The sequence below is a fragment of the Paraburkholderia sp. J67 genome, assembly GCF_905220265.1.
Taxonomy (GTDB): domain Bacteria; phylum Pseudomonadota; class Gammaproteobacteria; order Burkholderiales; family Burkholderiaceae; genus Paraburkholderia.
The window spans coordinates 1-11,683 of record NZ_CAJMZK010000057.1 but is presented as its reverse complement, the minus strand read 5'-3'; the positions used below and the strand labels follow the sequence as shown (position 1 = coordinate 11,683).

Below are 11,683 nucleotides of genomic sequence, written 5' to 3'. Positions count from 1 at the left end.
CAGCGTGGACTTGCCGCAGCCCGAGCTGCCGAGCAGGGCGAAGAGCTCGTTCTTCGCGATGTTCAGGCTCACGTTATTGACGGCGACGCTGTCGCCGAACTTCTTGACGACGTTTTCGATGCGAATGAACGAGGCCGCGGGTGTCGCCGGGAGTTGTCGATTCTTTGTGTTGCTCATTGCCTGTCTCCATGTCGGTGTTGCCGATTCACGTGCGACGGACGTGCGTGATCCACGCGCCGCGCAAGGGCGCAAATCAAAAACAAAAGAAGGGAAAGCGTGAGGTTTGCCAGAGGCGGCCCGCATCGCGGGCCGCACGGAAAGAGGTCTTAAGTGAAGCTTAGTGGCCGGTCTTGAGCTGGGCCCAGAGGCGGTTTTCGAGGCGCAGGATATCGGCGGGGAGCGCCTTCATCATCGTCATCTTCGACAGCACGTCGGAGGGCGGATAGACGCTGGTGTCATCGGCAACCGATGCAGTCACGAACGAGCGCGCCGCCTTGTTCGGCGTGGGATAGAACACCTCGTTCGTGATGCCGGCATTGACCTTGGGGTCCTCGATATAGTTGATCCAGGCGAGCGCCGCTTCAGGATGCGGTGCGTCCTTGGGAATGCCCATGATGTCGAACCAGATGAGGCCGCCTTCCTTCGCGTTCGAAAACTTGATGTCGTAGGAGCGTTTGGCGTCCAATGCGCGGCGATGCGCGATGCCCACGTCGCCCGACCAGCCAAAGGCCACGCAGATATCGTTATTCGCAAGGTCGTTGATATAGCCGGAAGAATTGAACTGCGTGATATACGGGCGGATTTTCTTCAGCGTTTCATAGGCCGCTTGATAATCGGCCGGATTGGTGCTGTTCGGATCCTTATGCATGTATTGCAGCGTCGCCGCGAATACGTCGACGGCCTGATCGAGGAACGACACGCCGCAACTCTTGAGCTTCGACATATTCTCCGGGTCGAATACGAGCGACCAGCTGTCGACTGGCGCGCTCGTGCCAAGCGCTTTCTGTACCGCCTGCACGTTATAGCCCATGCCATCTGTGCCGTAAGCGTAAGGCGCGCCATACTGATTGCCCGGGTCGGCCTGCGCAATGATCTTCATGATCGCAGGATCGAGATTCGCCAGATTAGGCAGCTTCGATTTATCGAGTTTCTGATAGATACCCGCCGGAATCTGCCGCGCCATGTAATTCGATGTGGGCACCACGATGTCATAGCCGGAACTGCCCGCGAGCAGTTTGGCCTGCAAGGTGTCGTCGCCGTCGTAGTTGTCGTATTTGACCTTGATGCCCGTTTGCTTCTCGAAGTCCGGGATAGTGTCCTTGCCGATGTAGTCGGACCAGTTATAGACGTTCAACTGCGTTTCGGCGGCCTGCACGTGTGCGCTTGTCACACTTCCCAGACTCGCGACCACTGCAAGCGAGGCCAATGCAATGGCGGGACGAACGCTATGCCGGATACGATCGATGCTCATGATGTTCTCTCTACGGATGAAGAAGCAATGGTCCGTGCGCGGCGAACGCACGCTCAATTAGTCATGCGGTCAGACATGCAGCAGCAAGTGCCTGCGTTCCTATGTATGGAAGGGCTGGAGGAACGCGTCGTATCCGGTCTGAGCGGGCTGCGACGAACGACGGGGCAAGCGTAGCACCGCGAAAATCGCGGGAAAAAAATAGTTTAGCTAGCTCATGTATAGATTTTTTCTATGCTGCTCCCAGGTGCAGTAACGTCTCTGTAATCTCGTCGAAAGATCCGATTTGCCGTTCGCAGACCGCATAGAAAAAATCGATGCCGTAGCCAGAAATTCCTTTCTTTACCTTCTTATTTTGTCGACGGAGAGTGAGTCCAAGTTGGTGTTCGTGCTGACTGCGAACGCCGAGGGTATTCACCTGGAGCAACGGTGGCCAATCGAAGTCCGAATTCCGGAACCTGAAAAATGAATGCACACGATCTCCCTCAGCGCAGCACCCAGGACTACCAGCAGAGCGATGCCGCGCATCATCTGCATGCTTTCGTCGATCAAAAGGCGTTGAACGCGGAAGGGCCGCGCGTGATGGTGCGCGGCGAGGGCGTCCATCTCTGGGACAACGAGGGCAAGCGCTACCTCGACGGCATGTCGGGCCTGTGGTGCACGAACGTCGGCTATGGACGCAAGGAACTGGTCGACGCGGCGACGCGGCAGATGAAAGAACTGTCGTACTACAACATGTTCTTCCACACCACGCATCCGGCCGTCATCGAGCTTTCGGAGAAACTCTTTTCGCTGCTCGGCGGGCATTTCAGCCACGTCGTGTATACGAACTCGGGCTCCGAATCCAACGAAGTGCTGATCCGCACCGTGCGCCGTTTCTGGGACGTCATGGGCAAGCCCGAAAAGAAAGTGCTGATTGGGCGCGTGAACGGCTATCACGGCTCGACCGTTGGCAGCGCATCGCTGGGCGGTATGGCCTTCATGCACGAGATGGGCGACCTGCCGATCGCCAATATCACGCACGTGGACGAGCCATACTGGTACGCCAACGGTGGCGACCAAACACCCGAAGCTTTCGGCAAGTCTGCGGCTCAGTCGCTCGAACGCAAGATTCTCGAACTCGGCGCGGACAAAGTGGCGGCATTCGTCGCGGAGCCATTCCAGGGTGCGGGCGGCATGATTTTCCCGCCCGATGGCTACTGGCAGGAGATCGAGCGCATTTGCCGTAAATATGACGTGCTGCTCTGCGCAGATGAGGTGATCGGCGGATTTGGCCGCACCGGCGAATGGTTCGCGCATCGTCATTTTGGCTTCGAACCGGATTTGATCTGTATTGCGAAGGGTTTGACCTCGGGCTATGTGCCGATGGGCGGCCTCATCATGAGCCGTCGCGTGGGCGAGGCGCTGGTCGAACGTGGCGGCGTCTATGCACACGGCCTGACGTACTCGGGGCACCCCGTTGCGGCGGCGGTCGCACTCGCGAATCTCGATGTGCTCGATCGCGGCGGACTGGTCGAGCGCACGAAGACGGACACCGGGCCATATCTGCAAAAAGCGCTGCGCGACGCGTTTGCCGACCATCCATTGATTGGCGAAGTGCAAGGCGTGGGAGCGGTCGCCGCGATCCAGTTCACCAAGGACAAGAGCACGCGCGAACGCTTTGCCAACGAGGCCGATCTGACCTGGCATAGCCGTTCCGTGGGCTTTGATCTGGGCGTGATCGTGCGCTCGACCAATGGCCGCCTGATCATTGCGCCGCCGCTCGTGATCGAGCATGCGCAGATTGATGAACTGGTGGACAAGATGCGCCAGGCCGTCGATGCAACGGCGAAAACCGTGTTCGGATAAGACGTTTTTATCTGCTTGACTTCGCGGGTGATCTCAACGCCCGGCTCGCTCCCATGCGGGAGCGAGCGGGCGTTTTTTATTGAGCGTCGTGGGGCGAGTGCTCCCAGAGTGAATCGATAGAGGAATGATTTTGTTAGGCAGGAACGACAAAAATCATCGTTTCGCAATTCATCGACTCTGAACAGAATAGTCACGGCACAACCCACCACAGAGTCGCACAGGCGGTGACTCTACCAGCTTCACGAAAATGCACCGCCTGGCACAAGGACAACTGCAATGACAATCGAAACTGTAGATACGCTCGTTGTCGGCGCCGGCCAGGCCGGCGTGGCGATGAGCGAACACCTGGGCAAGCTTGGCGTGCCGCATCTCGTGCTGGAGCGCGATCGCATTGCGCAACGCTGGAGAACGGGCCGTTGGGATTCACTGGTCGCGAACGGCCCTGTGTGGCACGACCGCTTCCCCGGCATGGAATTCGACGATCTCGATCCGGATGCGTTTGCTTCGAAGGATCGCGTCGCGGATTATTTCGAAGCCTACGCGAAGCAGATCGATGCCCCCATTCGCACCGGTGTGGACGTAAAGAAGGTGGTGCGCAATTCGGGGCGCCCGGGCTTTACCGTCGAAACGAATCGCGGCGTGATCGAAGCACAGCGCGTTGTGGTCGCGACCGGCCCGTTTCAGCGGCCCATTATTCCGCCGATCGCACCGACTTCCGCCGATCTGATGCAGATTCATTCGGCGGACTATCGCAATCCGCAACAGCTTCCCGAAGGTGCCGTGCTGGTGGTTGGCGCGGGCTCGTCGGGCGTGCAGATCGCCGAGGAACTCATGCGCGCCGGCAAGCGCGTGTATCTGTCGGTGGGACCGCACGATCGTCCGCCGCGTGCGTATCGCAATCGCGACTTCTGCTGGTGGCTGGGCGTGCTCGGCCTCTGGGACATGGAAACGGCGGTGCCGGGACGCGAACACGTGACGATCGCCGTGAGCGGTGCACGCGGCGGTCATACCGTCGATTTCCGCCGCCTCGCGCATCAGGGCATGACGCTCGTGGGTTTGACGAAGGCATTCAAGGACGGCGTGGTTTCCTTCGAAACCGATCTCGCGACGAATCTGGCGAACGGCGATGCCAACTATCTCTCGCTGCTCGACGCGGCCGACGCTTATATCGTCCGTAACGGCCTGGATTTGCCGGAGGAACCCGAGGCGCGCACGCGCGTGCCGGACCCCGAATGCGTAACGCAGCCGCTTCTCGAACTCGATCTGCGCGAGGCGGGCGTGAGCTCGATCATCTGGGCCACGGGTTATGCAAACGACTATGGTTGGCTGCAAGTGAATGCCTTCGACGAAAAGGGCAAGCCGAAGCATCAGCGCGGCGTGTCTGCGGAACCGGGCGTCTATTTCGTGGGCCTGCCGTGGCTCTCGCGGCGCGGCTCCTCCTTCATCTGGGGCGTGTGGCACGACGCGAAGCACGTCGCCGGTCATATCGCCACGCAGGCGCAATACCTCGACTATCGCGACGCAACCCAGCGCGAACACAACAAGCCGGGCCAGAGCGCCCCGCGCATCGAAACCCAAAACGCAATCGGAGTCCTCTAAATGCCGACCCATACTCGTATCCGCATGTTCAATACGAAGGATACCTATCCGAATCAGTCGCTCGACAACGATCTTTGTCAGGCGGTTCGCGCTGGCAATACGGTGTACGTGCGCGGTCAGGTAGGCACTGATTTCGACGGCAAGCTCGTGGGCCTGGGCGACCCGGCCGCGCAGGCAGAACAGGCGATGAAGAACGTCAAGCAACTCCTCGAGGAAGCGGGCAGCGATCTCACGCATATCGTGAAAACCACGACGTATCTGATCGACCCGCGCTATCGCGAGCCGGTTTATCGCGAAGTGGGCAAATGGCTCAAGGGCGTGTTTCCCATTTCGACGGGCCTCGTGGTTTCGGCGTTGGGGCAGCCGCAATGGCTCATGGAGATTGACGTGATCGCCGTGATCCCGGACGGCTGGCAGCCGGTCAAGGCCTGAAAAGAACGGAGAAATACGCCATGACATTCTCGATAGTCGGACGCTGCGCCGAATCCGGGCAGCTTGGCATTGCCATCAGCTCGTCGAGTATCGCGGTGGGGGCGCGTTGCCCGTGGGCGCGTGCAGGTGTGGGCGTTGTGGCGACGCAGAACGTGACGCTGCCCGCGCTCGGGCCGCAAGTGCTCGATCTGCTGGAGCACGGGCAACTCGACCCGGCGGCGGCGCTGGATCGCGCGCTGAACTCGAACGGCTGGAGCCAGTACCGCCAGGTGACGGTAATCGACGCGCAGGGCCGCACCGCGTTTTTCAGCGGCAAGGAAGCGCTGGGCGTCTATCACGCCGTAGCGGGCGAGCAGTGCGTGGCGGCGGGCAACATGCTCGCGGGCCAGCATGTCATCGATGCGATGGTGCAGGCTTTCGAAGGCGCGTCGGGCTCGCTCGCCGACCGGCTGCTGGCCGCGATGCACAATGCGATGGCGGCGGGCGGCGAAGCCGGGCCGGTGCACTCGGCCGCGCTGAAAATTGTCGATGACCATACGTGGCCGGTGGTGGATTTGCGCGTCGATTGGGCCGATCAAGATCCGCTCGGTGAACTGGACCGTCTCTGGCAGGCCTATCGTCCGCAGATGCAGGACTATCTGACGCGCGCGCTGAATCCCACCGCCGCACCAAGCTACGGAGTGCCAGGCGATGAGTGAACGAAGCTCTCGCGCGCTGCTGGAGCGGCTGATCGGCTTTGCGACGGTCAGCCGCGACTCGAATCTCGAACTGATCGCGTTCGTCGAACGCTATCTGGCGGAGTTTGGCATCCGCAGCGAGCTTTTTTATAACGCTGAGCGCACGAAGGCCAACCTGTTCGCGACCATCGGCCCGCAGGATCGCGGCGGCGTGGTGCTATCGGGCCACACGGACGTTGTGCCCGTGGATGGGCAGGCGTGGACGGTCGAGCCGTTCCGCCTGAGCGAGCGCGAAGGGCGCCTCTACGGGCGCGGCACGGCGGACATGAAAGGCTTTATCGCTTCGGTGCTTGCCGCCGTGCCGGGTTTCTTGAAGGCCGATCTGAAAACACCTGTGCATCTCGCGTTTTCCTATGACGAAGAAGTGGGTTGTCTGGGTGTGCGCCCGATGCTTGAAGAACTGGCGAAGCGGCCGCATAAGCCGCTTCTTTGTTTGATCGGCGAGCCGACCGAACTGAAGCCAGTGCTGGGTCACAAAGGCAAACTCGCCATGCGCTGCTGCGTGAAAGGCGCGGCCTGCCATTCCGCCTATGCACCCTACGGTGTCAACGCGATCCAGTACGCGGCGAGGCTGATCGGGCGACTCGACGAAATCGGCACGCGGCTAGCGCAACCGGAACATCACGACACACGTTTCGATCCACCCTATTCAACGGTGCAAACCGGCGTGATCAAGGGCGGACGCGCGCTCAATATCGTTCCTGCGGAATGCGAGTTCGATTTCGAAGTGCGCGCGTTGCCGGGCTTCGAGCCGCAGGCCGTGGCCGATGAACTGGCGCACTATGCCGAAGCGCAATTGCTGCCCGCCATGCGTGCCGTGCAGCCCGATACGGATATTCAATGGCAGTCGCTAGGCGCGTATCCGGGGCTGGCGACACCAGCCGAAAGCGCGGCCGCCCGTCTGTTGGCGCATATCAGCGGCTCAACGGATTTCGGCACGGTGGCATTCGGCACCGAGGGCGGACTGTTCGAACAGGCGGGCATCCCGACCGTGGTGTGCGGCCCCGGCAGCATGGACCAGGGCCACAAGCCCGACGAGTACATCAGCGAGGCGCAGCTTGCAGAATGTGACGCCATGCTCGCCCGCCTCGCGCAGTATCTGGCGACGTCAGGCTGAGGGCTCGCGCGCCTCATGCAACTGCGCGAGCTGTTCGCGGCAGAAGTCCACGAACAGTTGCGCGGGCTTGGTCAACTGGCCGCGCTTGAGGCGCGCACTGACCAGACCGGAGGTGGCCACAGGCTCGGTAATGTCGATCATGACCACCTTCTTGCCGTCGTAGGTGCATTCGGAATGCGGGCGCGTGACCAGCAGGGAAAAGCCGAAGCCCTGGCCCACCATGCCCCGCACCATTTCGATCGACGGTGAGCCGAACACGATGTTGGGCGTGAGCCCCAGGTCGTGAAAGAGGCTCACGAAGTAGGTGCGGCTGGGCTGCACGTCGAGCAGGATCATCGGCTCCGCGCTGAGGTCGCGCAGCGATACGTGCGATTGCCCCGCGAAGCGGTGGTTCTCGGGCAGCAGTACATAGGGCTTTTGCGGCGGCATCAGCGGCTCGGTGGCGATGGTGCCGTCGAGTTCGTGATCGTAGAGGAAGGCGACGTCGAAGGTGCCGGCGGTGAGACCCTGAACGAGGTCTTGCTGTTCGCCGTCGCGGATACGGATGTTCACGCCCGGATAGCGCTCGCGAAAGCCGGCGATCAGTTGGGGCAGGTAAAGCGGCGCGACCGTTTCGAAGCAACCGATATCGATCTGGCCGGTGATCACATCGTTATCGGCGAGGGCGTTCTGTTCGAACTCGTGCGCCATGCGCAGGAGTTCCTGGGCCTTGCGATAGAAACGCGTGCCGGCTGGCGTGAGCGAGACGCCCTGGGCGTGATGGCGGATAAAGAGCTTGACGTTGAAGCTTTCCTCTAACCCCTTGATGGCGCTCGAAATGGAAGGCTGCGCGATATAAAGCTGACGCGATGCCTCGGCCACGCTGCCCGCTTCGACGGTGGTGAGGAAGTACTTGAGTTGTCGCAATGTATAGGAAGCCACTTGAACCTCTGCTGCATGGCCGCGCTCGCTTCGGTGCGCGGCACGTTGTACCGGTTTTTCAGGTGTTTTTTCGACGTTACCTTACCCTGGGACGGCAATCAGCAGGGCGTCGTTCTGCAAAGCTTTATCGTATGGCTCGAAAATATTTTTTCTAATTTTCCTTTGAGGCGAAATATCGCACCATCGCCTTTAACCCTTGTTTTTCAACGTCGCTTTTACCCTATGAACATGGGCTGCCCCGGCGGTCCCTCTGGAGTCCAGCATGTTTGATCTCGGCTACTGGCAGCGACGCGCTGCCGAACAGGTTTTCATCGACAAGGCGCTGATTGGCGGCCGTCGCGTGGACGCCGTCTCCGGCGCGACGTTCGACTCCGTCAATCCGGCTACCAACCGGTTGCTGGCGCGCGTCGCGGCGTGCGATGCGGCGGACGTCGATCTGGCCGTGCGCGCCGCGCGCGAGGCATTCGACAAGGGGCCGTGGTCGCGCATGCCGCCGGTCGAGCGCAAGAAGGTGTTGCTGCGTCTGGCCGAACTGATGCTCGCCAATCGCGAGGAACTCGCGCTGCTCGATTCGTTGAACATGGGCAAGCCGGTGGCGGACGCCTGGAACATCGACGTGCCGGGTGCGGCGCACGTCTTCGCGTGGTACGGCGAAGCGCTCGACAAACTCTACGACCAGGTGGCGCCCACCGCGCCCAATGCATTCGCAACGATCACGCGTGAAGCGCTGGGCGTGGTGGCCGCGGTCGTGCCGTGGAATTTTCCGCTCGACATGGCCGCCTGGAAGCTCGCGCCCGCGCTGGCCGCGGGCAACAGCGTCGTGCTCAAACCCGCGGAACAGTCGCCGTTTTCCGCGCTGCGCCTCGCTGAACTCGCGCTCGAAGCAGGGCTGCCTGAGGGCGTGCTCAACGTCGTGCCGGGACTGGGTGAACAGGCCGGGCGTGCGCTGGGCCTGCATCCCGATGTGGATTGCCTCGTGTTCACCGGTTCGACCGAGGTGGGCAAATATTTCATGCGCTACGCGTCAGAGTCGAACCTCAAGCAGGTCTGGCTCGAATGCGGCGGCAAGAGCCCGAATCTGATCTTCGAAGATTGCGGCGATCTCGATCTCGCAGCCGAAAAGGCGGCCTTCGGCATCTTCTTCAACCAGGGCGAAGTTTGCTCGGCCAATTCGCGTCTCTACGTGCAGCGTTCCATTCAGGACGAGTTCGTCGAACGCCTGCTCAGCAAGGCGCGCGACTGGATGCCGGGCGACCCGCTCGACCCGTCGAGCCGCGCGGGTGCGATCGTGGATGCGGGGCAGACCGCGCGCATCATGAGCGCAGTGGAACAGGCCCAGCGCGATGGCGCGCGACTGCTCAAGGGCGGCAAGCGCCTGACGTTCAACGGCTCGGATAACTTCGTCGAACCCACCATTTTTGCGGGCGTGCGCAACGATATGCCGATCGCGCGCGAGGAAGTGTTTGGACCGGTGCTCGCGATCAGCGCTTTCGACACCGAAGAGGAGGCGCTGCGCCTCGCCAACGATAGCGTCTATGGCCTTGCCGCGTCCCTCTGGACCGATGATCTGAATCGTGCCCATCGCGTGGCGCGTGCGTTGAAAGCAGGCACGGTCTCGGTCAATACCGTGGATGCACTGGACGTGAGCGTGCCGTTTGGCGGCGGAAAACAGTCGGGCTTTGGCCGCGACCTCTCGCTGCATTCGTTCGACAAATACACGCAGTTGAAGACGACCTGGATTCAGTTGCGCGGATAGTGCGTGACAAGCCGGCCGCCGAAGATGGACGCGGCCGGCGTTTCAGCAGTGATGGTGCAGTGGGCGGTGCAGGGCAAGCGATGTAATTAATTAGTAATTCGAAACGATGGGTGTTGAACCCGAGCGGGAGAAATATCGTGGCCAGTACGGATAGCAGCAACAACAGCAACACGCAGTTGATCGAGAAACATACCATCGGCTATGTGCCGCCCGGGGATAGACACGGCAAGGTCCGCGACCTCTTCACGCTCTGGTTCGGCGGCAATATCGCGCCGCTGCCCATCGTCACCGGTGCATTGGGCGTGCAGATGTTCCATCTGAATCTGTTCTGGGGGATCGTCGCGATCGTGGTCGGGCAGGCGCTGGGCGGCGTGCTGATGGCGCTGCATTCGGCCCAGGGGCCGCAGATGGGCATTCCGCAGATGATTCAGAGCCGCGCGCAGTTCGGCTCCTGGGGCGCGCTGCTCGTCACGGTCATTGCGGGCGTGATGTATGTGGGCTTTTTTGCGTCGAACATCGTGCTGGCCGGGAAGTCATTGCATGGTATCCAGGCGTCGGTGTCGGTGCCGGTTGGCATCGTGATCGGCGCGGTGGGGTCGGGGCTGATCGGCATCATTGGCTATCGCTTCATCCATTTGCTCAATCGCATCGGCACCTGGGTGCTGGGGATCGGCATCGTGGTTGGCTTTGGCTATATCTTCACGCACGTCTCCAGCGCCGATTTCCTCACGCGCGGCGGCTTCAACATCGCGGGTTGGCTCGCCACGGTATCGCTTTCGGCGCTCTGGCAGATTGCGTTCGCGCCCTACGTTTCGGACTATTCGCGCTATCTGCCGGAGAACGTGAAAGTGTCCTCGACATTCTGGGCGACTTACCTGGGTTGCACGATTGGATCGACGCTCGCGTTTGTATTCGGCGCGGTGGCCGTGCTTGCCGTGGCGCCGGGCGTAGATGCAATGGATGCTGTGAAGCTGGCCACAGGCCCGCTCGGCTTGCCGATGCTCGTGCTGTTCCTGCTCAGCGTCATTAGCCATAACGCGTTGAATCTTTATGGCGCGGTGCTAGCGACGATCACTTCCGTGCAGACCTTCGCCAGCCGCTGGATTCCCACGGCCAATGCGCGCGCTGTGTTTTCGGTCGTGATCCTGGCGTCGTGCTGCTACGCGGCCATTGGCGCGTCGACGGATTTCGTCGGCAATCTGATCGATCTCGTTTTGGCGCTGCTCGTCGTGCTCGTGCCGTGGACAGCGATCAATCTGATCGACTTTTACGTGATCCACAAAGGCCAATATGACATTGCATCGATTTTCAAGGCTGACGGCGGTATCTACGGTCGCTTCAACCCGCAGGCGCTGATCGCTTACGCCGTGGGGATCGCCGTGCAAATTCCGTTCATGAATACGCCGATGTACGCGGGACCGGTGCCGAAGTATCTGGATGGCGCGGACCTGTCCTGGCTGATCGGTCTGCTGCTGACTTCGCCGCTCTATTATTGGCTCGCCACGCGCGATACGGCGTACCGTCGTCGCGTCGATGCGGGGGCGAGCGCGGCATTGCGCTAGACGCAAGCACGCGACGCAAGGCACTTCCTGATAACGCCGCTCCCTGATGGAGCGGCGTTTTTTTTGAACGTTTCGGATGTCGAGAAGGTATGGTGCGGCGCAGTATTCGCGCGCATCTGCGAAGGCAGCATACCCACAGAGTATGGAAACCGGTGTTCAAAGGTATTGGACGCCCCATTCAGGCAGGGCGTATAAATCCATTTCATGAACCCCACGTATGCAACGCCCGCCATGAACGCAGTG

Annotated in this window: 10 protein-coding genes and 1 pseudogene; 7 read left to right on the top strand and 4 right to left on the bottom strand. The window is 61.0% G+C overall.

From position 1 onward, the window contains the following. Both U5782_RS40965 and U5782_RS40960 read right to left on the bottom strand, forming a co-directional pair. Positions 1 to 129, bottom strand: a pseudogene (locus tag U5782_RS40965) (ATP-binding cassette domain-containing protein); the annotation flags it as partial. Positions 130 to 337: 208 nt separating this feature from the next. After that, positions 338 to 1,471 carry a polyamine ABC transporter substrate-binding protein gene (locus tag U5782_RS40960; protein WP_322049573.1) on the bottom strand — a complete coding sequence of 378 codons (1,134 nt, stop codon included), beginning with the start codon at positions 1,469 to 1,471 and terminating at the stop codon, positions 338 to 340. Between the two features lie 462 nt (positions 1,472 to 1,933). Between U5782_RS40960 and U5782_RS40955 the strand changes: the two genes are divergently transcribed. The 5 genes from U5782_RS40955 (at position 1,934) to argE (ending at position 7,201) form a co-directional block, all read left to right on the top strand. Then, positions 1,934 to 3,316, top strand: a complete 1,383-nt coding sequence (locus tag U5782_RS40955) for an aspartate aminotransferase family protein (RefSeq protein ID WP_322049572.1) — start codon at positions 1,934 to 1,936, stop codon at positions 3,314 to 3,316. Positions 3,317 to 3,592: 276 nt separating this feature from the next. Then, positions 3,593 to 4,915 carry an NAD(P)/FAD-dependent oxidoreductase gene (locus U5782_RS40950; RefSeq protein ID WP_322049571.1) on the top strand — a complete coding sequence of 441 codons (1,323 nt, stop codon included), beginning with the start codon at positions 3,593 to 3,595 and terminating at the stop codon, positions 4,913 to 4,915. Beyond that, positions 4,916 to 5,347, top strand: coding sequence for a RidA family protein (locus tag U5782_RS40945; protein WP_322049570.1), 432 nt, complete (start codon positions 4,916 to 4,918; stop codon positions 5,345 to 5,347). Between the two features lie 20 nt (positions 5,348 to 5,367). Further along, positions 5,368 to 6,045 carry a DUF1028 domain-containing protein gene (locus U5782_RS40940; protein ID WP_322049569.1) on the top strand — a complete coding sequence of 226 codons (678 nt, stop codon included), beginning with the start codon at positions 5,368 to 5,370 and terminating at the stop codon, positions 6,043 to 6,045. After that, on the top strand, positions 6,038 to 7,201 hold the full coding sequence (argE, locus tag U5782_RS40935) for an acetylornithine deacetylase (protein WP_322049568.1): 1,164 nt from the start codon (positions 6,038 to 6,040) through the stop codon (positions 7,199 to 7,201). The genes U5782_RS40940 and argE overlap by 8 nt, the downstream gene beginning before the upstream one ends. Here argE and U5782_RS40930 read toward each other — a convergent pair. Next, positions 7,193 to 8,122: a LysR family transcriptional regulator gene (locus U5782_RS40930; RefSeq protein WP_322049567.1), complete on the bottom strand. Its 930-nt coding sequence runs from the start codon at positions 8,120 to 8,122 to the stop codon at positions 7,193 to 7,195. The genes argE and U5782_RS40930 overlap by 9 nt on opposite strands. Positions 8,123 to 8,384: 262 nt before the next feature. Between U5782_RS40930 and U5782_RS40925 the strand changes: the two genes are divergently transcribed. Beyond that, entirely contained in the window at positions 8,385 to 9,878 is a 1,494-nt protein-coding gene (locus U5782_RS40925; protein WP_322049566.1) for an aldehyde dehydrogenase, read from the top strand. Positions 9,879 to 10,015: 137 nt separating this feature from the next. Then, positions 10,016 to 11,440: a cytosine permease gene (locus tag U5782_RS40920; RefSeq protein ID WP_322049565.1), complete on the top strand. Its 1,425-nt coding sequence runs from the start codon at positions 10,016 to 10,018 to the stop codon at positions 11,438 to 11,440. Here the strand turns inward: U5782_RS40920 and U5782_RS40915 are convergent. Continuing rightward, positions 11,437 to 11,683: hypothetical protein (locus U5782_RS40915; RefSeq protein ID WP_322049564.1), on the bottom strand; the 247-nt coding region annotated here is incomplete at its 5' end. The two genes, U5782_RS40920 and U5782_RS40915, sit on opposite strands and share 4 nt — an antisense overlap.

Bases quoted from the DNA above. Each gene is read 5' to 3' on its own strand.
- U5782_RS40960 (WP_322049573.1), bottom strand. From the start codon at position 1,471: ATGAGCATCGATCGTATCCGGCATAGCGTTCGTCCCGCCATTGCATTG.
- U5782_RS40955 (WP_322049572.1), top strand. From the start codon at position 1,934: ATGAATGCACACGATCTCCCTCAGCGCAGCACCCAGGACTACCAGCAG.
- U5782_RS40950 (WP_322049571.1), top strand. From the start codon at position 3,593: ATGACAATCGAAACTGTAGATACGCTCGTTGTCGGCGCCGGCCAGGCC.
- U5782_RS40945 (WP_322049570.1), top strand. From the start codon at position 4,916: ATGCCGACCCATACTCGTATCCGCATGTTCAATACGAAGGATACCTAT.
- U5782_RS40940 (WP_322049569.1), top strand. From the start codon at position 5,368: ATGACATTCTCGATAGTCGGACGCTGCGCCGAATCCGGGCAGCTTGGC.
- argE (WP_322049568.1), top strand. From the start codon at position 6,038: ATGAGTGAACGAAGCTCTCGCGCGCTGCTGGAGCGGCTGATCGGCTTT.
- U5782_RS40925 (WP_322049566.1), top strand. From the start codon at position 8,385: ATGTTTGATCTCGGCTACTGGCAGCGACGCGCTGCCGAACAGGTTTTC.